Below are 23,048 nucleotides of genomic sequence, written 5' to 3' on the forward strand. Positions count from 1 at the left end.
TTCACTGTGCGACATCGAAACCCTCCCCCGTCAGCGCTACAAAACGGTCCTCCAGGCTTCCCCTCTCCACGGTGAAGCCGCGGACGCGCACGCCGCCAGCCACCAGGGCAGCAACGATCGTCTCCGGAGCGGTTACCCCTGCCATGAGCTGCCCGCCTGCTGTTGGTCCCGCCCCGGTCCGTCCTGCAGTTTTCGACAGCACCGCCGGGTCTTCCCATACCGCCGGGTCATCTAACAGCGCCGGATCTTCCAGCGGCCCCGCCTCGGGAAGCACTGCCGTGATGACCGCACCCTGCCCGTCACGATGATCCGGAACCGGAGTCATGCCCAGTCTGGCCAGCACCTCCGATGCCAGGCCGGCATCGGGAGTCAGCAGCCGCAGTTGAGCTGTGCCGGCCTGGCGGAGCTCGGACAACGTCCCTTGGGCTACGAGGCGGCCAACGCTCATGACCGCCGCGTGGGTGCAGATCTGTTCAACTTCGGCGAGCAGGTGGCTTGACACGAAGACGGTGGCCCCGTCCGCCGCCAGGGACCGCACAAGGCTGCGGACCTCTCGGGTGCCCTGCGGGTCCAGCCCATTGGTCGGTTCGTCCAGCACCAGCAGTTCCCTGTCGGAGAGCAGGGCATTGGCGATGCCCAGCCGCTGCTTCATTCCCAGCGAGTAGGCCCGGACCTTCTTCTTCGCAGCATGTGAGAGCCCCACCCGCTCAAGTGCTTCCGCGACGCGGGCACGGCGTGTACGGGGAACCGCGTGACGGTCCGCGGCATCAAACCGGCTGAGGTTGGCCGCGCCGGACAGGTACGGATAGAAAGCTGGGCCCTCCACCAGGGCGCCGACCCGTGGCAGCACGTCATCCAGCCGCCGGGGCATTTCCAGCCCGAGCACGCTGACTGTCCCGGCCGTGGCCGCTGCCAGGCCCAGCATCATCCGGATGGTGGTTGTTTTCCCCGAACCATTGGGACCCAGGAAGCCGAAGACGGAGCCCCTGGGTACGGCCAGATTGATGCTGTTGACGGCGAGCTGGTGGCCGAAGCGCTTGGTCAGCCCCCGGGTCTCAATGGCGAGCCCGGAGGCTCCGGCCCCGAAAGCTGCGCGCCCCGGACCGCTGCCAGGGGACGTCACCTCGCGGCGGCGGCTGCCTGGAGCCGCTCGAGGGGAACTGATCCGGCAAAGACGCGGCCGTCGTCGGTGAACAGGACAGTAAGCAGAGATGTCGAGATCGCCCGGCCGCCGGTAACGGTGACTGTTGCCTGCCGCAGCAGCGGATCCGCCAACAGAGTGTCAATGGAAGGAACTCCGGCACCAGGAGCAGCTGCATCAGGCGAGATGTTCCGCGCCGGGAGTTCCATGATGGACTCCCAGCCCGAGCCGGTCACCCGCCACGACGTCTTCTCTGCGGCCGCTGCCTTGCCGTCCCCTGCATGATGCCTGCCCGGGACTCCGGCGTCAGGCGGCAGTGCGCCGTGGCGGTGCGGGGGAAGCACCCGTTCCCTAATGGTGGCACCCGGCGGCGGAGTGAAGCTGAAGAGTCCCGCGTCGGGTGTCTCCAGGGTCAGGCTGGTGAAAGCGGTACGGAAGGCGGGCTCGGCCTGTCCGGAGGCCCGCACCTCAACACTGAGGGGAAGGCCTTTTTCCCCGTCTACAGCAATGGCCACGGACTCCACCAGCGTTCCCTGTGACCGTGGGGCCACCTTCAGGTTGTACGCGGCCCGGCCGGCAACCTCCACGTCATCACCCACCGTCACTTCGGTGGAGGCATCGATCTTCGCAAGCACCCGTGCTGCCAGTTCCTCCGGTGTGGACAGGGATCCCGGCACCCGGGAGGCAGGCGGCGTGCTGGCGTCCCCCTTCTTCCTGAGCGTGTCCGGCTTCGTGAGCGAATCCGGAAGCGTCACATGGGTGGCCGTGTTGTCCCTGGAGTTGTACAGCCAGACTTCGTTCCCGTTGCGCACCGCATCGCGTTCGGCGAGCCGGTCCAAGACCTGGATCCGGACCTTGGCGGGCCCGTCGACGAAGACCCGTGCGGTGTGCGGCCCTGTCAACAGTTCAACCGCCGAGCCTGCTCCCGCGCCGGAGCTCGGACCAATCTGCGGAACGTCGGGCAGGCCCAGTTCGGAGGTCTGTTCCAGCGTTCCGGACAGCGACTTCGTGGAGTGCTGTGCAATCATGGCGAGGACCTGCGCGGGCGTCTTCTCCGGCAGAGGGTCCCGGGCGCTGGCTGGAACGGATCCTGCCAGGAATCCGGCAGCGATCGCAGCAGGGACTGCTGCGGCGGGGATCCACCGCAGCCACTGGGAGGTCATCTCGGCTCTCCTCCGACGTCGCGGGTTATACCCTCAGCGTACGCCTCGCCCCTGCTCCTGACAGCCCCCAAAATCGCCCCGCAAACGCTCCCCGTCTTTCCTGAGTGAACTTACTAGGCGAGACTGGACGGGACGCATTGATTCAGTTTCAGGAGCCCGAGCACATGCCTACCCTTACGGCCCCCTCCAGTCCTGCGGATGAAATGACGGGAATCGTCGGATTTGCAGCCCGGTCCATCGAGGCACTGGGCGAATGGGGCGTCGGGCTGTTCACCCTGGCCGAGACGGTGTTTCCCCCGATCCCCAGTGAGGTCATTCTGCCCCTCGCCGGTTTCCTGACCCGGCAAGGAACCATGAACCTCGGCCTCGTCTTCGTCACGAGCACGCTCGGGGCGTATCTGGGAGCTCTTGCCCTCTACTTCCTCGGAGCAAAAGTGGGGCTCGAGCGCTCGATCCGACTGCTCTCCAAACTGCCGCTCGTGGACCGCAGCGACTTTGAATCCGCCAACGACTGGTTCCGGCGCCACGGTAAGTCCGCCATCTTCTTTGGCCGCCTGCTTCCGGGCGTGCGCAGCCTCATCTCGCTGCCCGCCGGGGCGCAACGCATGCACCTGGGCACGTTCAGCCTCTTCACCATCGCCGGAAGCGGCATCTGGAACGGGGCACTGCTAAGCCTCGGCGCCCTGCTCGGAAGGCAGTACACGATGGTGGAGCAGTATTCGCGCTACCTCAATTACGCGGTGTACGCCGGGCTCGGGCTTTTCGTTGCCTGGCTCGTGGTGCGGTACGTCCGGCGCAAGAGGACGGCCGGGCAGAAGCAGTAGCCGCTAGACGGCGGGCACGACGGTGCCGGCGCCGCCGTCGACGATTACCTTCTGTCCCGTCCGGAGACGGGTAGTTGCGTCCGGGACTCCGACGACGGCGGGTATGCCGTACTCCCGCGCCACGACGGCCCCGTGCGAGTTCGGTCCGCCCATTTCCATCACCAGTCCCCCGGCGGTGAGGAACAGCGGGGTCCAGCCTGGATCAGTGGAGGGGGCAACGAGGATTTCGCCAGGTTCCAGGTGCGCGCCCACCGGGTCCAGAATGACCCGCGCCGCAGCGGTCACGGTGCCGGCGGAAGCGGGGCTTCCGGCGAGGGTACCGTCCGCTGCGGCCCCGGCGGCTGCTGTCCCCCCGCTGTGGGGGAAAGCAGCGTTTCGGGTTCGGTGCCGTCCGAGAGCAGCATCCGCGGGATGTGGCGCCGCTCCAGTTCGAGGTAGTAGGCGCCCTGCCGCCGCGCCACGAGGTCCTGCATGCCGCTGCCGTCGAGTGCACGCTCCACATCGGCGAAGGTGAGGAAGAAGACGTCTTCAGCCCGCGCGAGCCGCCCGAGCCCTGCCAGCTCTTTCCCCACCTCGGCCATCTGCCGGCGGACCTCCGCCAGTGCCAGCACAATCTGGTACTTGGGCCGCTCCCGCAGGCCGATAAAGAGCCGCGCCCGTCTCAGCGCGGCCCGGACTACGGCGCCGCGGAAATGCCCTTTCGAGGCGGCCTCCGCCACAAACCGGGCAATCTGGGCCTCGGCCTCGGCCTCAGCCCGGCGAAACTGCCGGTCCGGCGCGAGGTCAGGGTCCTCAAGGCGCAGGTAGTTGGCCAGGACACCCAGAATGTGGGTGGGATCGTCCCTCCACCGAGGCATGCCGACGTCGATCTCCGCAACTGCCCGGTGTCCATATCGTTCCAGGAAGCGGGCAAGCCCCGACTCAGCTGTGGCAGGCAGCCCGCCCGCGGTAAATTTCCGTGCGAGCACGGCGGGCGGCTGCTCCTCAAACATCCTGCGGGCTTCGCTGTCTGCGCGCAGCTCTGTAGCAAGTTGCCAGAGATCCAGATCCATCTCCGTGGTGATGTTGTTTGGGAGTCCGCGGAGAATGGGCTGCAGGTCGCCCCGCCGTTCGCGCCCGCCCAGCAGCTTTCCGGCGAGCGCAAGCAGGGCAAAGCCCACTGCCGGGAGCGGAAGAATGGACGGAGCGATCAGAAAGGCCCCGGCGAGCACCTTCTCTGCGTGCTCGAGGCGATGCCGGGAAGACGCACCGGCGGGAAGTTCCAGAGCCCTGCTGAAGTCCCGGGTGAAGCGGTCCACCCGCCGCAGTGCAGCCTCCGGCAACAGCAGTGCGCGCAGCAGGGACTCCGGCACCCGTGCCCGCACTGCCAGCGGTCCCACGCGCCGTACAAGGGCCCAGGGAGTGCGGCGGGTCACCCAGAACCGCGGGTCCTCGAACACGCTGCGCAGCACAGCGGCGGACCGCGCCTCCATGAGGTCAAGGGCCTTGGGCACGACCCTGCGCCCCACGGAGCTGCGGGCGGCGGCGGTCAGGTCGATGAATATCCGCTGGCCAGCTTCGGCGAAAGGCGGCGGCCCGGCCCTGGCGTTGGGCACGTCGAATGACGCGGCACGGGCCACCGAGGAGCCGAAGAGCCGGAAGGCTGCGATGCCCATCGGCGTCAACGGCCGCGTCAGCCCTTGGGCGAGGCTGAAGCAGAGGAAGACCCGGGGGCCTTCCTCTGCTGGGGCCTTACCGGTTGAAGGGGCCCTTTCCGGCAGGGGATACAGCGTGGTGATGGGGCGGGACTGAGTCAGCCAGGCCTTGCCTGCAGGGTCGATAGCCCATTCGGTGTCCTGCGGCGATCCAAAGTGGTCTTCGGCCCTGCCACCCAATGCCGCCAGCCCGCGGAGCTGCGCGTCAGTCAACGAGGATTCTTGTCCGGCCCCGGCCCCGGTCCGGTCCACCCGCTCGGTGCCGCCTTCGGGCAGCGGCCGGACGAGGATGCGCTTGTCCCCCAGCCGCCGCTGCAGGATTTGCCCCGAGGCAATCTCCACCACGAAGTGGTCCGGATTCACCGCGCCGGACACAACTGCCTCCCCAAGGCCGGGGCTGGCGTCAATTACTGCCTCCCGGCGGCGGCCGGTCACCGGGTTGGCCGTGAACATCACGCCCGCCACTGCGGCATCCACCATGCGCTGGACGACGACGGCGAGAGCCACCGCGGACGGGTCGATGCGGCGGTCCGCGCGGTACGCCACCGCCCGATCGGTCCACAACGATGCCCAGCAGTTGCGCACTGCGTCAAGCACTGCCTCCGGGCCGGCCACATTCAAGTACGTGTCCTGCTGCCCGGCAAAACTGGCCAGCGGCAGGTCCTCCGCGGTGGCCGAGGACCTCACGGCCACCGGAACGTGCGGCAGGTCCACGCCCAGCTCCTCATATGCTGAGCGCACTGCCTCCGCGATGACGGGCGGCAGTTCCGCGGAGGTAATCAGCGCGCGGGCGTCGCCAGCCAGTCCGGCGAGGGTGGCGACGTCGTCCGCGGGGGTGGCTTGCAGGGCGCGGTACACTCCATCAAGTCCGAGCGGAGCCACTGCCTGGAGGTATGCATCCGTAGTAAGGCAGAAGCCGTCCGGCACGGGAAATCCGGCCGACAGCAGTTCACCGAGGTTCGCGGCCTTGCCGCCCACGCGGGCAAGCATCCCGGCGCTGACAGCGTCCAGGCCGAGAACCAGGGCGTTCATTGGTTACGCGGCACCCAGCATTGGACCGAAGCTGGCGCGGTCGGCAAGCCGCGGGTCTGCCCTGTCAGGAACCACCATGACGGGGCTCTTCGCGTGGTGCAGCACGCCGTCGGAAGTGGAGCCCAGGAGCATCCCGGTGAATCCGCCGCGGCCGCGGGTGCCGACAACCACGAGCTCCACGTGGCGGCTGGCGTCCACCAACACGTCCACCGGGGAACCGTCCAGGAGCCGGGTCTCGATGGTGAGCCGGGGGAAGTGGTGCTGCAGCCAGGCGACGCCGGCCTTCAGCTGAACCTGGATGTCCGCGAAGAGCGCCTCCCGGTCCATCGGCGCGGGCACCCATGCCAGCGAGCCGCTGTACTGGGGAACGGCACAGATCACCCGAAGGGGTGCCCCGAGGCGTCCCGCCTGCTCCGCAGCTTCAAGCACCGCCACCCGGGCGTGCTCCGACCCGTCCACACCGACCACCACGACGTTCTCCACGGGAGGGCGGCCTGCTTTGGCCTGTTCCGCCTTGATGTGCTTGTCCTGGGTGGTCTCGCCCAGCCGATCGGCGCAAACGAGTGGAACGGTCACGGTGGTGCACTTGGCATGCGCCGGCAGGGCGCTGCTCACCGAGCCGAGGAGCCGCCCCACGAAGCCGCCGCGCCCCCTGGTCCCGACGACCAGAAGCTCGGCCGTTTCCGACATCTCAAGCAGCACACCCGAAGCGTCACCGTTCTCGACGGAGGCGGTGACGTCGATGCTGTAGGGAGCCACCTTGTCCACCGCATGTTTCAGGATGGCCTCGGCTCCTTCACGGATCACGGAGTCGTCCACTGTGGCGTAGCCGCCGTCGAGGCCGGACGCTGCAAAAATGGGAACGGAATAGGCAGTGACGATATGGAGAGGACGACGGCGGCGCTCGGCTTCCCGGGCGGCCCATACCAGGGCGCACTGCCCGTGCTCAGAGCCGTCGACGCCCACCACTATCCCCTCGGGTCTGACGGACCTGCCGCCGCCATCCCGTGCCGGGTCCGGATGCAACTCGTGTGCGCCCATTGTCGGGTCCGCCTCCTCGCGTACTGCCTGATGATGCGGCCATTCTGCCAGAAGGAGGCATCTGCGCCGTCACCTGAGCGGGCCATCTTGCATGATGGTAAGTGACCTGCTCTTTTACATAACTATTCTCGGTCAGGGAGCCGTTAGCAAGCTCGCTGGAAGGGCCTCTCACCCCACTGACCTGCCGATTCTTTCCGGCTCCCTGCAAACTGGCCGGAGCTCTCGTCCGGCCGGCCCAAAGCGTCTTCCCGCCAGCCCGCAGGGGCTTTCAGTCAAAGTCCGCGGCGGACTACCCAGAGCCCCGAAAAGTCTGTATTCTTCGAGGCACTGTTGATCCGGAACTGTGCTTCACAGCACACCCGGACCGGAGTTCTATGTCTGCTTGCGGGGGCAGCGGGCGGTGCAGGGCACTGGCGCCCCGCACCTCGAAAAATGTCGAGGAGGAAGCTGTAGTGTCAAGCACGCCTGGTCTCAGCGGGGCAGAACGGACCACCACCGTGGTCATTGGTACAGGCCTTCCCGGCCTGGCCATCGCCACGGAACTGCGCCGGCGGGGTGTGGACGCCATCATCGTCAGCGGCCTCGAAGCCCCCAGTAGCGGCAACACTCCCCAGACCGCACCCCTGCAACGATGTGATGCTCCCGGCACGCCTTCCCGGGAAGAGCGCAACGAGATCCTGCGCCAGCTCCGCAACTATGCCTCAAGCCATCAGCTCGACATCCGCAAGGACACCTCAGCCGTACTGCTCGACAAGATGGGGGCCGATGCGTCCCTCCACCGCTGGGCAGTCCACACCCCCGACGGTGTCCTGCTGGCAGACCACATCGTCCTCACCCGCTGCGCCAACAGCCAGCTCCGCCGCATGCTTACCGATCTGGGCATCTCCGTGGGCCAAAACCTCGTGGCCGCCATGCGCGCCATCGGCATCTACCTCGTGGGCGTGGGCGAACTGATCACGCCCACGCCCCGGGAAGTCCTCCGGCAGGCCAAGGCCGTGGGACAGGCGATCTCGGCCAAGGTCCACCCTGACAGCGTCCCGTCCGTGCTGACGGGCAGCTTCGCCGCCTTGCCTGCCCCGCTGTAGCCGGAGGCCGGCTGCAGCCGGCAGCCGGCTGCAGCAGGCCTCCGCGGGCTACGGCCCCGTGCCGTCGGCCGTGTCGTCGTTCCCCGCGAGCCTTCGCCGCGCCAGGACTCCAAGGGCCACCAGCAGCCCCACCGCAACCGCGGCAAACACCACCAGGCTCCATGGGAAAGGTTCCGAGGCGTCCGGCGCCTTCTCGGGCGCCGGGGTGAGGCCCGGCTGCGGCGTGCCGACCGTGGGAACCGGCGCGGCCGCCGTCGGACCCGCCGCCCCGGCGGTGGCAGTGAACGAGAACGTCCCCTCAATGGGATGCGAGTCCGAACTGACCACGCGCCACTGCACCGTGTATTTGCCCGCCGGGGCACCCTCCCGGAGCTTCTGGGTGGCCACGTTGTCCACGATCTCCACCTTGCCGTCAGCCCAGTCGGTTCCGGCCGGATCGCTGATCCTGACCTGTGAGCCCAGGCCGAGCGGGGCCTGGTTGAACGTGATGGATACCTCTGCGGGCGGGGTCGCAACAGTGGCGCCGTCGGACGGGCTGCTTGCCTCGGCGGCGTCGTGCGCAGAGGCCGGACCGGCGGCGAAAAGCAGCGCGGCAAAGGTGACGGCCGCCAGGACGGCGGTCAGCAGCTGGCGGATGGAAGGCATGGCGGATTTCCCCTTGTGTTGGCTTCCTTACAGACTAGGCGAATTTGCCGGGGAAGATCCCGGCGACCGCATAGGATGCAAGCATCCCCACACAAGACCTTCCGGAGGACTAATGCTTAAGCAGGGCTCTGCACTGGACCGGTATTTCAAAATATCCGAGCGGGGGTCAAACGTTTCCCGTGAGATCCGCGGAGGTTTCGCCACGTTCTTCGCCATGAGCTACATCGTGGTGCTGAACCCCCTGATCCTGTCCGGTCCGGACTCCACCGGAGCCACCCTTGGCTTCCCCGCCGTGGCGGCGGTCACCGCGTTCGCGGCGGGCATCCTGACCATTTTGATGGGTGCCTGGGCGAAGCATCCCTTCGCGATGGCCACGGGCCTGGGCGTCAACGCCTTCGTGGCAGTCACGGTTGCCACCAGCCCTGGCCTGACCTGGCCGGACATGATGGGCCTGGTGGTCCTCTCCGGCATCACCATGCTGATCCTGGTGCTGACCGGTTTTCGGACCGCGGTGTTCAAGGCGGTGCCGGACGGGCTCAAGACCGCGATCGTGGTGGGGATCGGCCTGTTCATCGCCCTGATTGGCCTGGTGAACGCCGGTTTTGTGCGGCGCATACCGGACGTTGCCGGCACCACAGTGCCCGTCGGGCTCGGGTTTGACGGCAAGCTCCTGGGCTGGCCGACGCTGGTGTTCATCTTCGGCCTGATCCTGACCATCGCCCTGCTGGTCCGCAACGTCAAGGGCGCCATTCTGATCGGCATCATCGCCTCCACCATTCTCGCGGTGATCCTGGAGTCCACGCTGCGCATCGGCCCCAGCTTCGACGGCGAGAACTACAACCCCGAGGGCTGGTCCCTGGTTGCCCCCAGGTTCACCGAATGGGCCGCCCCCGACCTCTCCCTCATCGGCAAGGCCAACCCCGCCGGCGCCTTCGAGCATCTGGGCTTTGTCGCGGCAACCCTGCTGGCGTTCGTGATCCTGCTCAGCATCTTCTTCGACGCGATGGGCACCATGGTGGGCCTGGCCAATGAGGCCGGAACGGTGGACAAGGACGGCAACATCCCCAACGTGGACCGTGTGCTGCAGGTGGACGCGCTTGGTGCGATCGTCGGCGGCGGGGCATCCGTGTCCTCCAACCAGATCTACGTCGAATCCGGCGCCGGCATCGGCGAAGGCGCGCGGACCGGTCTGGCCTCGATCGTGACGGGCCTGCTGTTCCTGGTGGCCATGTTCTTCACCCCGCTCATTAATCTGGTGCCGTTTGAGGCAGTGGCTCCCGCCCTCGTGGTGGTCGGCTTCATGATGGTGGCCCAGGTGGGCAAGATCCACTGGCAGGACTGGGGCATCGCCCTCCCCGCGTTCCTCACGTTTACGCTGATGCCGTTCACCTACTCGATCGCCAACGGACTGGGCGCCGGTTTCATCTCCTACGTTCTTATCCGCGCTTTCCAGGGCCGGGCGAAGGAAGTGCACCCGCTCATGTGGGCAGTGGCGGCCGCGTTCGTACTGTTTTTTGCAATCGGCCCCATCGAGCAGGCCCTCGGCATGGAATAGTTTCCCCTTCGCCCAGATGGCACTTGGCGGCAGTGTTTCGTGGAACACTGCCGCCAAGTGCCGTCTCCAGTTGGAGCGTTTCCGGGATTTCAGACACTACGACGGCGGCGCTGCTGGCTTTCGCCAGGCGGGTGGGGTGAGCTTGGAGCATGGACTTTCCTGCACTCTCGGTTGATGTTCCGCCCCATGCCTGGACGGGACGTTTCGACGGCGACGGCGCAGCCCATCGCCGCTGGTGGCAGGCCGTAACGCGTTACGCCGAAGCCCGGCAGGACCGCAGTCCCCTGCTTGCCGATCCGCCCGTCCGGGTCACCCCTGCCGGGACGGGCAGTCCCTCTTCAGCGGGCCGTCCCGCCGTAGTCCTCGGTTTCTGCAGCGACGAGGGCGTACGGCGCAACAAGGGACGCACCGGTGCCGCCAAGGCTCCGGCCGCCATCCGCAGCGCACTCGGCCCGCTCGCGTTCCATCTGGACCGGCCGGTTCTCGACGCCGGTGACGTCACCATCCGGAGCGGCGAACTGGAGGCCGCCCAGGCCCGCGCCGGACTTGCAGTCTCGACTCTCCTCGATGCCGGCAACCTGACTGTACTCCTGGGCGGAGGCCATGAGACGGCCTTCGCCAGCTACCTTGGCGTCGCCGGCGCGGAGGCTGTTCGCGGCGGGAAACGGTGGGGCGTTCTCAACCTGGACGCCCACTTCGACCTCCGGGATGAGGCCGCAGCGAGCTCCGGCACGCCGTTCCTCCAGATGGCCCGGGCGGAAGCTGCCGCCGGCCGTGCGCTGAAGTACGCCGTCGTCGGCATCTCCGAACCAAACAACACGGGTGCGCTCTTTGCCACGGCTGATCGCCTGGGCGTGAAATACCTGCTGGATGAGGAGAGCACACCGGACACCGCACAGGCGTTCGTGGCGGACTTCCTGGCGGACATCGACGCGCTGTACCTGACCATCGACCTCGATGTGCTGCCGGCCGCGGTAGCGCCCGGAGTGAGCGCGCCTGCGGCGTTCGGGGTCCCGCTGCCCGTGATTACCGCGGTGTGCCGCCAGGCGGCTGCCAGCGGCAAACTGCTGCATGTCGACGTGGCGGAGCTGAACCCCGCGTTCGACGTCGACAACAGGACCGCCCGGGTGGCGGCACGGCTGATCAATACACTGCTGGCCTAGCCGTTGGCGCTGCGGATTGCACCCCAGTAACAGCCGGCGGCGCTAGCGGCTGCCCCGCTAGCGGCTGCCTGGCTTGCGGTTGGGCGGGGCCGCGGGCTTGGGTTTCGGAGCCGGCTTCTTGACCATGGAGGCCGGCGGCTTCGCAAATGATTCGGCCGGGTACAGCCTGGCCACGTTGTTCGTGTAGTTGGCCCATTGCGGGCCAGCGATCATGTACCCGTCAACCCGCGAATAGAACTTCCCGTTGATCGTCAGGTTCCGGCCGGGCCGCTGCTGGCCTTCCAGGGCGTCGCCGAAGAAGGAGGCCGTGGAAAGTCCGGTGGTGTAGCCCACCACCCAGCTGGCCCCGTTGTTGTTGTTCGTGCCGGTCTTGGCAGCCACGGGGAGTCCGCGCGAAACCTTGGGGTTGATGTGGATTCCCGACCCCACCTTGAGCACGTCCTGCAGGACTGCGTTCACACCGCGGGCAACGTCGCGGTCCACTGCGTCGCGGCATCCCGGTGACTGCACAGGAAGGGGTTTCCCTGCCCGGTCAGCGATCCGCAGGATGGCTACCGGAGAGCAGTAGCGGCCGTCCGCGGCGAAGGTGGCGAAGGCGTTCGCCATGGTCAGCGGCGCAACTCCTGTGCCACCCAGCAGGTTGCCCAGCTGGTGCATATTGACGGGCGTGCCGTCCAGCCCGTTGTGGACACCCACCGCGTTGACCATCTTCTGGATGCCGCAGAAATCCAGCTGCGCGGCGGAGGCGAACGTGGCGGTGTTGATGGAGTTGTACAGCCCGTAGTTGACCGGCATCTTCCGGTAGTAGCCGGCGTCGGCGTTCTGCAGATCCTCCGCCGCCTCAAGCCCCGCCCTGTTCTGCTTCGTGCTGTAGGCGCCGGCCACCTTGCCGCAGGAGGACCGCCAGCGGAACCCGAGCGGGTACTCCCGCTTGGAGCCATCCACGGTTTCGGTGATGGTCTTGCCCTCGTTCAACCACTGCGCGAACGTCAGGGGCTTCATGGTGGACCCGGGCTGGAAGCCGCCCGCGCCGTTAAGCTCATTGCCGTTGGGGTCCGTGGCGTCCACGTTGAAATTCAGCTGGGTATCGAACTGCCCGGGTTTAGGCAGGTACACCGTGTTCTGGGCCATGGAAAGGATCTTGCCCGTCCCCGGCTGCACCGAGACCAGGGCGGCCCCCCACTTGCCCGGGTTCGGTCCGGCAGTCGAGTTCACCTGTGACTGGGCCGCTGCCTGAAGCCGGGTATCGAGGGTCGTGGTGATGGTCAGCCCGCCTCGGTACAGCTTTTGCTCGCGGGCTTCGGTATCGGGGCCATAGGCGGGATCATTGAGGATCAGGCGGGTGACATAGTCGCAGAAATAAGGCGCCATTGCCGCGGCGGCGCAGCCCTGCTTCGAGGGCTTTACCTTGAGGCCAATGCCCGCCGCCTTGGCGGCGGTGTGCTGCTTGCGGCTGATCATGCGCTCGCTAAGCATCGCGTCCAGCACCTGGTTGCGCCGCTGGATGGAGTTCTTCGGGTTGGCTACCGGGTCATAGAAGCTGGGGCTGTTAACCAGCCCGGCCAGCAGGGCTGCCTGGGGCAGCGTCAGCTTGCTCGCAGGAACGCTGAAGAAGTACTGGGAGGCTGCCTCAATGCCGTAGGCGTTGCGGTTGAAGAAGACGATGTTGAGGTAGCCCTCAAGGATTTGGTCCTTGGTGAATTTCTTTTCCAAGGCCATGGCAAGGCGCATCTCACGCAGCTTGTCCCCCATGTTCTTCTGCCCGCTGAGGATCACCTGCTCCTCGCGCCCTGTGGAGATCAAAGCCTCGTTGACGATGTTGGTCACGTATTGCTGGGTCAGCGTCGACGCGCCCTGCCGCTCACCGCGGGTAAGGTTGCTGGTCAGTGCACGCAGGACGCCCTGGGTGTCCACGCCGCTGTGCTCGTAGAAGCGGGTGTCCTCAATGGCGATCACGGCGTTCTTGATGAACGGCGACATTTTGCTGAGCGGGACACGCACCCGGTTTTCCGCGTAGAACGTCGCGATCGGCTTTCCGTCCGCCGTCACCATCCGCGTGGTCTGGGCCGGTGGCTGGACGGCAAGCTCCGTGGGCAGGCTGTTGAAGTAGTCGATGGACCGGCTGACGGTGGTCCCGGCAAGGGCCGCGCCCGGGACCAGGAAGCCGGCTACGAGGACACCGCAGATGCCGCTGACAAGCAGGAAACCCACCATTGCCGCCAAGGCCCGACCAGCCCGGGATAAAAACCTCTTCACTGCCATGCTTTCAGCTCACCACGCATCCGGATCCAGTTCAGGATACGCGCCGCCCCTAGTGCAAACCACATCGGCGTGTAAGACAGCCCACTCGGAACCGTGGCCGTAACGGGGCGGCAGGCCTCACACAGGGGTTTGCGGCGCCTTGCCCTCGTCTCCGAACTTCTCGGCTGCCCGGCGTTCACGGAGCCGGTCCAGCCGCTGCATGACAGGTGCCGTGGTGGCACCGTGCAGCACCACGGACATTGCCACCACCAGCCCCACAACTGCCCACAGGTAGTCCGCCTGGTCGCTGAAGTCGCCCTTGCCGAGGGCGTAGGCCAGATAGTACAGCGAGCCGATGCCCCGGATACCGAAGAAGGAGATGGCGATCCTTTCCCGGGGACCGGTCTTTCCCCGCGCGAGGGCCAGCCAGCCGGACAGTGGCCGGACCAGCACCAGGAAAATCAGGGCCACGGCTACTTCGGCCCAGCCGACACCGGCCAGCAGGCCCCTGCCTATGGCACCGCCGAGCAGGACCAGGATCACCACCGTCATGAGCCGCTCGAGCTGTTCCACGTAGGAGTGCAGCACCTTATGGTAACCGTGGGTGTGCTCTGCGGCCCGGATGGTCACGGCGCAGACGAACACCGCAATGAAGCCGTAGCCCTCAATCATCTCCGTCACGCCGTAGGCCAAGAAGGTGGCCGCCAGCGCCACGAAGCCCTCAGAGTGGTTGGACAGCCTGATGCTGTCATGCCGGGCGGAGAAGAAGATCCGGGCCAGCAGCTTGCCGGTTCCGAAGCCCAGCAGCAGGCCCACGCCGATGCGCCACAGCACGTCCACGGCGAACCACTCGGGGAACCAGGCGGAGGGCGACGTCCCCGCCACGCTCATGGCGATGGCCAGGTACACGAAGGGGAAAGCGAGGCCGTCATTGAGCCCGGCTTCGGAGGTCAGCCCGAACCTGACTTCATCCTCCTTGTCGGTTTCCTCTTCCTCGTCGGCAGGCTCGCCCACCTGCACCTCGGACGCCAGCACAGGGTCCGTGGGCGCCAGTGTGGCCGCAACCAGCACAGCGGCTGCCAGCCCCAGTCCAAGCACCCACAGTCCCAGCAGCGTCAGCAGGAGGATGCACGCCGGCATCGCAATCCCCAGCATCCGCCACGTGGTGGCCCAGCGGAGGCGTCCGAGGGGGCGGTCAAGGGCCAGCCCGGCGCCCATGAGTGAGATAATGACGCAGACTTCCGTCAGGTGCATCGTGAAGTCAGAGTGCGTCGTCGGGTCGGGGTCCGGGAGGTCGCCCAGCAGCGAGAAGACGGCAAATCCGGACGCGAGAAACACCATGGGCATGGACAACGGCATGTTGCGCAGGAGTTTGGGCAGGACGGCGGCGAAGAAGACGGCGGCACCGGCTGCAGCGAAAAGGATGCTCGGGGCTTCAAACATGGAGCCTCCTGGTCCGGGAGCGGGCGGGCTGTGACCAACACTAGCCGCGAATCAGGACCTGCGTTGGATGTGCGTAAGAAAGAAATGGAGCTGACAGGGTTTGTCATGCCCTGCAAAGTTGCCAGTCATCTGACCTTTGCCATACTCAAGGGGTAGACTGGTCTCTTGCCTCGGCAGAGAAACACAGAAAGTTCGGTATATGAGCACAGCAACCATGGAGCGCCCAGCCGCTTCGTCGCCCGCGTTTGGCTCGACGGATACCCGGTCAATACATCTGGCATTCACCAGTGCAGACCAGGTCCACGAGGGCCTGGACACAGCAGTCGAAGCACTCATTCAGACAGCCGCCCAGGAAGGCCAGTGCGGCATCAGGGTGACCCGCATTGAACCGGGCCGCTACACCGTCGCCCTCGATGAGTCCGTTCCCTTCGGCGAGACGCACGAGGACATCGCAGCCTAGCTGGATAGCGGCCCGGCATGCAAAAGCCCCCGGCCCTGGCCTCCTCCGCCACTCGACAGTGCACCGATGGGTGCTGCTGAAGAGCTGCCGGACAATGCCAAGGTCGGGGGCTTCATGCGTGAACCCTTATTGGACAGCCAGGAGCTAGGCCCGCCGGACCTGCACGCCGTCCGACTTCATGAAGGGCTGAGACTCGGAATGGCCACTGCCCACAAGCCAGAGGACGTTTCCGCTTCGTGAGATTTCCTCTACCTCGCCGGACGCAATGACATGCGCATGTTTGAGGATCTCGACACGCTCACCCTGATGCAACGATCCCCAGTCGGGAACCGTGGCAGCATGTGCGATGCGCCTGGACAGGACTGCCCCGCGTGCTTTCATTTTGAACTTCTACCCCTTTGTATATGTTCTTGCGCCACAGCATCGTTGATGTGACTTTCACTACACCTTTAGTTCTACTACACTCGGCGGCACCATGCCCGTCACGTTGCAGAGTATTTCAGCGGCGCCGGGGATCGATCCCCAGCGCCGCATATTCTTCAGTGCTAGGCGAGAACGCCCACTGCTGATTCGGCAGCCGCCCGCACATCCCCGGATGCCACCAGCCGGTCAGCCGCCTCCAGCTCCGGTGACAGGAACCTGTCCGTGCCGGGGCCGTCGACGACAGCGCGCAGCGCGGCGATGACTGCGGCGCCGGCAGGCCCTGGGGTCAGGACGCCATCGGAGAGCTGCATGCGCATGTCGATGGCACGGGCGGACGTCACGAGCTCCACCGCCAGAACACGGCGCAGATTCTCCACAGCCTTTCTCAGCTTGCGCGCAGCGTGCCAGCCCATGGACACGTGGTCCTCCTGCATCGCGGAACTGGGAATGGAGTCCACGGATGCAGGAACGGCGAGCCTCTTGTTGTCCGAGACCAGCCCGGCCTGGGTGTACTGGGCGATCATCAGTCCCGAGTCCACACCGGGGTCACCGGCCAGGAACGCCGGCAACCCGTGAGAACGGGCAGGGTCGAGCATGCGGTCTGTGCGCCGCTCCGCTATGGAGCTGAGGTCTGCGACGGCAATGGCCAGGAAGTCCAGGACATACGCCACTGGAGCTCCATGGAAGTTGCCGTTCGAGGAAACCCGGCCATCCGGAAGGACCACGGGATTGTCGATGGCGGCTGCCAGTTCGCGTGAGGCCACGAGGGCAGCATGGTCCACGGTGTCGCGGACGGCTCCGGCCACTTGGGGAGCGCAGCGCAGCGAGTAGGCGTCCTGCACCTTGGAATCCCCCACACGGTGTGAGGCCACGATCGGGGAGTTCGACAGGACCCGCAGCATGTTCTCTGCACTGGCGGCCTGTCCCGGGTGCGGGCGCAGCGCCGCGTGCAGCTCGGGCAGGAACACCTGGTCGGTGCCCAGCAGCGCCTCGACGCTGAGCGCTGCGGTGATGTCCGCCGTCGTCAGCAGTTGCCGGATGTCTGCGATGGCCATGAGCAGCATGCCCAGCATGCCCTCGGTGCCGTTGACCAGCGCCAGGCCCTCCTTTTCCGCAAGAACCACCGGTTCAATGCCGTGCAGGGCAAGGAGTTGAGCCACCGGCCGCCCGTCCTTGCCGCCATAAAGCTCGCCATCAGGTCCGGTGGCCTCACCTTCGCCCATGAGCACCAGGGCACAATGGGAGAGGGGTGCGAGGTCGCCGGAGCAGCCGAGTGAACCGAATTCCCGCACCACCGGCGTGATGCCGGCGTTGAGCACGTCCACCATGGTCTGCAGCACGACGGGCCGGACGCCGGTGCGGCCTGAGGCGAGGGTTTTTGCGCGCAGGAACATAATCGCGCGGACTACCTCACGCTCCACTGCCGGACCCATGCCTGCAGCGTGGCTGCGGATGAGCGACTTCTGCAACTGCGTGCGCAGTTCGTTGGGGATGTGCCGGTTGGCGAGCGCGCCGAAGCCGGTGGAGATTCCGTAGGCGGGAACGTCACTGGAGGCAAGGCTGTCGATGTGCGCACGGACCTTGGCCACGGCGTCCAGGGCTTCGGCCGAAATGGTCACCTTCGCGTCATGGCGCGCGACGGCGACCACGTCCTCGGGGGTGGTGCCGCTGGAGCCGAGGGTGACGGTCAGCTGTTCGTGGGTCGTAAGTGTCATTTCTTCTTCTTTCTTCCCAACTGACTGGCAGTTGATGTCGCTTTGGGCAGCCAAATCGACATCTAAAGCAAGCTAGTTGGGGGTGGATTCGTTCATGGGGATACGGACGCCGCGCTCTTTGGCGACGTCGGCGGCGCGGTCATATCCGGCGTCAACGTGGCGGATGACGCCCATGCCCGGATCGTTGGTCAGGAGCCGCTCCAGCTTTTGGCCGGCAAGGTCGGTACCGTCGGCAACGGAGACCTGGCCGGCGTGGATGGAGCGGCCGATGCCCACTCCCCCGCCGTGATGGATCGAAACCCAGGTGGCGCCAGATGCGGTGTTCAGCAGGGCGTTGAGCAGCGGCCAGTCTGCGATCGCGTCCGAACCGTCCGCCATGGCTTCGGTCTCGCGGTAGGGCGAGGCGACGGAGCCGGAGTCGAGGTGGTCGCGGCCGATCACGATGGGTGCCTTAACCTTGCCCTCCTTCACGAGCTGGTTGAACAGCAAACCGGCCTTGGCGCGTTCGCCGTAACCCAGCCAGCAGATCCGGGCGGGCAGCCCCTCGAACTCCACGCGCTCACCGGCCGCGTCGATCCAGCGGTGGAGGTGCTTGTTCTCAGGGAAGAGCTCCTTGATCGCGGCGTCGGTGACGGCGATGTCCTCGGGATCTCCGGAGAGGGCGACCCAGCGGAAGGGGCCCAGCCCTTCGCAGAACAGCGGGCGGATGTAGGCCGGGACGAAGCCGGGGAATTCGAACGCGCGGCTGTAACCGCCCTTGCGGGCTTCGTCCCGGATGGAGTTGCCGTAGTCGAAGACCTCGGCGCCGGCGTCCTGGAACTCCACCATGGCCTGGACGTGCCGGGCCATGGATGCCTGGGCCTTCTTGGTGAAGCCTTCCGGATCAGCCTCTGCTTCGCGGTGCCATTCCTGCACGGAGATGCCCTCGGGGAGGTAGGACAGGGGATCGTGGGCGGAGGTCTGGTCGGTGACGATATCCACGGTGAGCTCACCGGCGCGGTGCCGCCGCAGTATTTCCGGGAACACCTCGGCAGCGTTGCCCACGTAGCCGACCGACCAGCCGCGGCGCTCTTCCTTGGCCTTGAGCACTTTGGCGATGGCGGCGTCGAGGTCCGGTTCGACCTCGTCGAGGTAGCGCTTGCCGGCGCGGCGGCGCAGGCGGGTCTCATCAACGTCGACAATCAGGCAGGCGCCCTCGTTCAGGGTGACGGCGAGAGGCTGGGCCCCGCCCATGCCGCCGCAGCCGCCGGTGAGGGTCAGTGTCCCGGCGAGCGTGCCGTTCTCGTCGCCGGTAAGCTTACGGCCGATCGCGGCGAACGTCTCGAAGGTCCCCTGCAGGATGCCCTGGGTGCCGATGTAGATCCAGGACCCCGCGGTCATCTGGCCGTACATCATCAGGCCTTCGGCTTCGAGGCGGCGGAATTCGGGCCAGGTGGCCCAGTCACCCACGAGGTTGGAGTTGGCCAGCAGCACGCGCGGCGCCCATTCGTTGGTGCGGAAGACGCCTACGGGCTTGCCGGACTGGACCAGCAGGGTCTCGTCCTTGTCCATGGTCTCGAGGGTGCGGGTGATGGCATCGAACGCGGCCCAGCTCCGGACCGCCCGGCCGGTGCCGCCGTAGACCACCAGGTCATCCGGACGCTCGGCGACTTCAGGATCCAGGTTGTTCATGAGCATGCGCAGTGGGGCTTCCGTCTGCCAGGATTTGGCCGTCAGCTCGGTGCCGCGGGCTGCTTTGACCGGGCGGGCACCGGTGGTGAAATCGGCGGGTGCCATGAGGGGCTCCTTCGTGTTGCTGGTTCAAGTCTGTGTTATCAACTAAAGCCCCTCCGCGTTGCTCTCAATAGGGGTTTCCAAAGGCCCTTGTCCGGGATACCAGACGCCGCGCCCGCCGCGCCCGGGACGGTCTCAGGCCTCTCATCCAGTCTGGAATCGAAGACAGCAAAGTCCCGTGAGTCCCATCACAGCACCTGCTGCCGTGGTCTGCTGGAAAGCAGTCCCCCCTCCCAATGACGAGAAGGTATGCGCATGCAGCAAGCTCCCTTTGACAACAAGATCCGCACGGACGGCACAGCCTCCAACAGCCTCGGCACTGCTGTTGAAAAGACCACGGAAGCCATCCTGAACCGCGGCCTCAACGTGCGGCACATCCGCTTCATGGCCCTGGGATCGGCGATTGGAACAGGCCTGTTCTACGGCTCGGCGTCGGCCATCCAGAAAGCCGGTCCGGCAGTACTGCTGGCCTACATCATCGGCGGCGCGGCCGTCTTCATGGTGATGCGCGCACTGGGCGAGATGGCCGTGCGCCACCCTGTCTCCGGCTCCTTCGGACAGTACGCCAGCCGCTACCTCGGGCCTCGGGCCGGCTTCGTCACCGGATGGACCTACGTCTTCGAAATGGCCATCGTGGCCATCGCCGACGTGACAGCCTTCAGCATCTATATGGGTTTTTGGTTCCCCAATGTTGAGCGCTGGATCTGGATCCTCGCCATCATCTTCTTCCTGGCAGCGCTGAACCTGCTCAGCGTCAAAGTCTTCGGCGAGCTCGAGTTCTGGTTCTCCCTCATCAAGGTGGCTGCCATCATCGCCATGATCGCCGGCGGGGCCGCCCTCATTGTCTTCGGCTTCCAAGCCGGCGGGTCCGCTGCCGCTCCCGGACTGGGCAACCTCGTCGAGCACGGGGGCTTCTTCCCCAGCGGCTTTGAAGGGCTCCTGGCCTCGTTCGCCGTCGTGATGTTCGCGTTCGGCGGGATCGAGACAATCGGCATCACGGCCGGCGAGGCCGCGGACCCCAAGAAGGTCCTCCCCAAGGCCGTCAACACGGTCCCGGTCCGGGTGCTGCTGTTTTACGTACTGACGCTGGGCGTGCTGATGAGTTTGTTCCCATGGAATGAAATAGGCACCAACGGCAGCCCGTTCGTGCAGATTTTCAGCGGGCTTGGGATTCCTGCGGCACCGCACATCCTCAATGCCGTGGTCATCACTGCCGCCCTGTCCGCCATCAACAGCGACATCTTCGGCGCCGGACGCATCCTGTTCGGCCTGGCCCGGCAGGGCCAGGCTCCGCAGAGCTTCGGGAAAGTGTCCCGCCATGGCGTGCCCTGGATGACAGTGATCATGATGGCCGCGATCCTGCTCGCCGGCGTGCTCCTGAACGCGCTCATCCCAAAGGACGTTTTCGTTCTGATCGCGTCGATCGCCACCTTCGCCACCGTATGGGTCTGGGTGATGATCCTTGCCTCGCACGTGGCCATGAAGCGTGAAATAGCACGGACCGGCCTCCCAGCCTCCGAATTCCCGTCCCCGTGGTGGCCCACGGCTTCCATCCTGACCATCTCTTTCATGGCCCTGGTCATCACCGTTCTGGGAGTCTTCGAGGAGACACGCGTGGCTCTCTACGTCGGCGCGGCGTGGCTGGCCGTGCTGCTGCTGGCCTACCAATTCAAGGTCAAAGGCGCAGGCCGGCTCCGCGCCGAGCTCGTCGATGAGACTGCCTCGCTTCCGATGGTGAAGAACGTGGTGGAGAACACCTCGGCGGACATCCGGGGCCACCGGCTGTAGGAACAGTGACCGCGGCGGCCGGTGCAGGCTACTGCACCGGGCGTCCGTGGATGCGGGCGGACAGTTCGTTCGCCACCTTTTGGACGCGGGCCGCCAGGGCGGGCCACTGGTCCGCCGGCAGTTTGTCCTCAAGGAATGTCACGGCAACTGCCGCCGTCGGCCACCCCAGGTGATCGGTGACGGCGGCGGCGATCGAACCGAATCCCGGCGTCACCTCGCCGTGCTCAGTGGCGTAGCCGCGCTGGCGGACCTGGTCCAGGTGCGAGGACAGCGCGGAGTACTTCATAATGGCGCCTTCCACCTCGTGCCGGGCAGAGAAGGCGGCCGCATTGGGATACAGTGCCCGGACCTGCGACTTGGGCAGGGCAGCAAGAATGGCCCGGCCGCTGGCGGTGAGGTGGCTCGGCAGCCGGACGCCGACGTCGGTCACGAGGGACGGCCGGTTCTTGGCGCGTTCCTCCACGATGTACAGCACGTCGCGCCCGTGCAGGACGGCAAGATGTGCGCTTTCACCGATCGCATCCACGAGCGAGGCCAGCACGGGCCGGCCGAGGCGGGACAGCGGTTCCTGCCGGGAGTATGCCGAGCTGAGCTCGAAGGCACTGATGCCAAGGCCGTACCGCTGTTCCTCGTGCAGGTGCAGGACGAAGCCATTGGATTCCATCACCCCCAGGAGGTGGTAGACGCTTGAACGCGGCAGTCCCAGCGCCGTGGCAATGCTCGACGCCGCCATCGGTCCCCGCTTGGAGGCCAGCAGTTTGAGGATGCGAAGAGTATTTTCTGCCGCCGGAACTTTCGACGTCACCTTCGTGGCCGGTTTCCCGGCTTTCACCGGCACCGGCGCTTCCTGCCCGACTGGCGCGGCATAGGGCATGTCATTTCCTCCATCATCGGGCCCGGGCAAGGAGCGTGGTCCGGGATACCGTACTCAATGGTGCACCCCTCGCCACTTAATGGTGCACCCCTGCCCGACCTGTCCGATACCGGGCACCGGCAACTGAGTCCGGTATGTCAGACGCGGGGCAGGACAACGCCCCGGAGAACTAGTGCAGGAGGCCGCGCCGGAGGCATCCGCCGCATTCACCGCGACCACTCAAAAGCAGGTAGTCCGCAGAGTTTCCAAGTGGTGCTGCGTGAGAAGTGAGGTAGCTGCTACGGATGTGGCTGCTGGTGCGAGTGTCTACTCTTATTTCACGGTGCACCCGGATCGGAGCCTTTTTCGACGACAGCAACCGGATCCGCGCCGCGAGTGAATCCACGACAGGTCACACTGTAGAGGAGTGGTCCGCATGATCCAATTCACCACCGAAGCCCCGGGGCGAACAGGACGCCTGGCACGGCTGCTAAGCAAAACCCTGAGCCGCGCACGGACGGCCGCCATTCCCTACAGGATCGGCGAAGCCGTCGTCGGGGATGACCCTTTTAACGGCCGCCGGGAAGGCATTGTGGAATCCCGCAACGGCACATCCGTTGGCCTCCGGTCCGCGGGGCGCGTCTTTTACTACGACTTCCGGTACCTCAGACGGCCGGAGTAACCGGGCGCTCGCCGCCCCGGCCCCACAAAGGAGTGCATCCCCATGTCCATTGCAAACCTGCCCACGGCCTACATGACCATCGCCGAAGTCGCGGCGGCGCTGCGGGTGTCCAAGATGACTGTGTACCGGCTGGTTAAGTCCCACGCCCTGGCTTCGGTCCGCTTCGGGAAGTCCTACCGGATTCCGGAATCGGCCGTCGAGGAGTACATCAGGCAGGCCGGCAGTCCCGCTGACTAGCCCGCGGGACACTGACCGTCATCCCAGGTTCGCGGGTTACACCCGCGGCATCGGACTCGCTGACGTCGGGCGGCAAGTTGGTGCCCGTTG

Annotated in this window: 20 protein-coding genes; 8 read left to right on the plus strand and 12 right to left on the minus strand. The window is 66.2% G+C overall.

The genetic code is table 11. The features are described 5' to 3' along the window. Position 1: 1 nt before the first annotated feature. On the minus strand, positions 2–1,123 hold the full coding sequence (locus M1E01_RS17100) for an ABC transporter ATP-binding protein (protein WP_457972713.1): 1,122 nt from the start codon (positions 1,121–1,123) through the stop codon (positions 2–4). Next, entirely contained in the window at positions 1,120–2,304 is a 1,185-nt protein-coding gene (locus M1E01_RS17105) for a LolA family protein (RefSeq protein ID WP_457972714.1), read from the minus strand. The genes M1E01_RS17100 and M1E01_RS17105 overlap by 4 nt, the downstream gene beginning before the upstream one ends. Before the next feature lie 164 nt (positions 2,305–2,468). Between M1E01_RS17105 and M1E01_RS17110 the strand changes: the two genes are divergently transcribed. After that, the gene (locus M1E01_RS17110) at positions 2,469–3,128 is read left to right on the plus strand and encodes a DedA family protein (RefSeq protein WP_457972715.1); all 660 of its coding nucleotides are present in this window, start codon (positions 2,469–2,471) and stop codon (positions 3,126–3,128) included. A 3-nt stretch (positions 3,129–3,131) separates the two neighbouring features. On the opposite strand, the gene M1E01_RS17115 is transcribed toward M1E01_RS17110, so the two are convergent. Genes M1E01_RS17115 through M1E01_RS17125 form a run of 3 tightly spaced genes read right to left on the minus strand, consistent with a single transcriptional unit; the run spans position 3,132 to position 6,895 of the window. Beyond that, positions 3,132–3,413: a PEP-utilizing enzyme gene (locus tag M1E01_RS17115; RefSeq protein ID WP_457972716.1), complete on the minus strand. Its 282-nt coding sequence runs from the start codon at positions 3,411–3,413 to the stop codon at positions 3,132–3,134. After that, the gene (locus M1E01_RS17120) at positions 3,410–5,854 is read right to left on the minus strand and encodes a PEP/pyruvate-binding domain-containing protein (protein WP_457972717.1); all 2,445 of its coding nucleotides are present in this window, start codon (positions 5,852–5,854) and stop codon (positions 3,410–3,412) included. Before M1E01_RS17120 ends, M1E01_RS17115 begins: the two co-directional genes overlap by 4 nt. 3 nt (positions 5,855–5,857) lie before the next feature. Then, entirely contained in the window at positions 5,858–6,895 is a 1,038-nt protein-coding gene (locus tag M1E01_RS17125) for a universal stress protein (protein ID WP_457972718.1), read from the minus strand. 452 nt (positions 6,896–7,347) lie between these two features. Between M1E01_RS17125 and M1E01_RS17130 the strand changes: the two genes are divergently transcribed. Then, entirely contained in the window at positions 7,348–7,980 is a 633-nt protein-coding gene (locus tag M1E01_RS17130; protein ID WP_457972719.1) for an FAD-binding protein, read from the plus strand. 48 nt (positions 7,981–8,028) lie between these two features. Here M1E01_RS17130 and M1E01_RS17135 read toward each other — a convergent pair whose 3' ends face one another. Then, entirely contained in the window at positions 8,029–8,625 is a 597-nt protein-coding gene (locus M1E01_RS17135; protein WP_457972720.1) for a copper resistance CopC family protein, read from the minus strand. A 112-nt stretch (positions 8,626–8,737) separates the two neighbouring features. Here M1E01_RS17135 and M1E01_RS17140 point away from each other — a divergent pair, with 112 nt between their 5' ends. Both M1E01_RS17140 and hutG read left to right on the plus strand, forming a co-directional pair. Beyond that, positions 8,738–10,180, plus strand: a complete 1,443-nt coding sequence (locus M1E01_RS17140) for an NCS2 family permease (RefSeq protein WP_457972721.1) — start codon at positions 8,738–8,740, stop codon at positions 10,178–10,180. A gap of 149 nt (positions 10,181–10,329) precedes the next feature. Next, positions 10,330–11,343 carry a formimidoylglutamase gene (gene hutG / locus M1E01_RS17145; RefSeq protein ID WP_457972722.1) on the plus strand — a complete coding sequence of 338 codons (1,014 nt, stop codon included), beginning with the start codon at positions 10,330–10,332 and terminating at the stop codon, positions 11,341–11,343. A 57-nt stretch (positions 11,344–11,400) separates the two neighbouring features. On the opposite strand, the gene M1E01_RS17150 is transcribed toward hutG, so the two are convergent. Together M1E01_RS17150 and M1E01_RS17155 are read right to left on the minus strand one after the other, a co-directional pair. Beyond that, on the minus strand, positions 11,401–13,605 hold the full coding sequence (locus M1E01_RS17150) for a transglycosylase domain-containing protein (RefSeq protein ID WP_457972723.1): 2,205 nt from the start codon (positions 13,603–13,605) through the stop codon (positions 11,401–11,403). Between the two features lie 117 nt (positions 13,606–13,722). Continuing rightward, the gene (locus M1E01_RS17155) at positions 13,723–15,027 is read right to left on the minus strand and encodes a cation:proton antiporter (protein ID WP_457972724.1); all 1,305 of its coding nucleotides are present in this window, start codon (positions 15,025–15,027) and stop codon (positions 13,723–13,725) included. 199 nt (positions 15,028–15,226) lie between these two features. Between M1E01_RS17155 and M1E01_RS17160 the strand changes: the two genes are divergently transcribed. After that, complete coding sequence (locus tag M1E01_RS17160) at positions 15,227–15,487, plus strand: hypothetical protein (protein WP_457972726.1); 261 nt, start codon at positions 15,227–15,229, stop codon at positions 15,485–15,487. 144 nt (positions 15,488–15,631) lie between these two features. Here the strand turns inward: M1E01_RS17160 and M1E01_RS17165 are convergent, their stop codons facing one another. The 3 genes from M1E01_RS17165 to M1E01_RS17175 all read right to left on the minus strand — a co-directional run bounded on the left by M1E01_RS17165 (position 15,632) and on the right by M1E01_RS17175 (position 19,401). Continuing rightward, on the minus strand, positions 15,632–15,868 hold the full coding sequence (locus M1E01_RS17165) for a hypothetical protein (protein ID WP_457972727.1): 237 nt from the start codon (positions 15,866–15,868) through the stop codon (positions 15,632–15,634). A gap of 164 nt (positions 15,869–16,032) precedes the next feature. After that, the gene (gene hutH / locus M1E01_RS17170) at positions 16,033–17,625 is read right to left on the minus strand and encodes a histidine ammonia-lyase (protein ID WP_457972728.1); all 1,593 of its coding nucleotides are present in this window, start codon (positions 17,623–17,625) and stop codon (positions 16,033–16,035) included. A 72-nt stretch (positions 17,626–17,697) separates the two neighbouring features. Next, positions 17,698–19,401, minus strand: a complete 1,704-nt coding sequence (locus M1E01_RS17175) for a urocanate hydratase (RefSeq protein ID WP_457972729.1) — start codon at positions 19,399–19,401, stop codon at positions 17,698–17,700. Positions 19,402–19,653: 252 nt separating this feature from the next. Here M1E01_RS17175 and M1E01_RS17180 point away from each other — a divergent pair, with 252 nt between their 5' ends. Further along, positions 19,654–21,186: an amino acid permease gene (locus M1E01_RS17180; protein WP_457972730.1), complete on the plus strand. Its 1,533-nt coding sequence runs from the start codon at positions 19,654–19,656 to the stop codon at positions 21,184–21,186. A 28-nt stretch (positions 21,187–21,214) separates the two neighbouring features. Here M1E01_RS17180 and M1E01_RS17185 read toward each other — a convergent pair whose 3' ends face one another. Then, positions 21,215–22,060, minus strand: a complete 846-nt coding sequence (locus M1E01_RS17185) for an IclR family transcriptional regulator (RefSeq protein ID WP_457972731.1) — start codon at positions 22,058–22,060, stop codon at positions 21,215–21,217. A 415-nt stretch (positions 22,061–22,475) separates the two neighbouring features. Here M1E01_RS17185 and M1E01_RS17190 point away from each other — a divergent pair, with 415 nt between their 5' ends. Both M1E01_RS17190 and M1E01_RS17195 read left to right on the plus strand, forming a co-directional pair. Beyond that, the gene (locus M1E01_RS17190) at positions 22,476–22,721 is read left to right on the plus strand and encodes a hypothetical protein (RefSeq protein ID WP_457972732.1); all 246 of its coding nucleotides are present in this window, start codon (positions 22,476–22,478) and stop codon (positions 22,719–22,721) included. A 42-nt stretch (positions 22,722–22,763) separates the two neighbouring features. Beyond that, positions 22,764–22,958: a helix-turn-helix domain-containing protein gene (locus M1E01_RS17195; RefSeq protein WP_457972733.1), complete on the plus strand. Its 195-nt coding sequence runs from the start codon at positions 22,764–22,766 to the stop codon at positions 22,956–22,958. Positions 22,959–23,048: the final 90 nt, after the last annotated feature.

The organism is Arthrobacter sp. D1-17 (assembly GCF_054130535.1).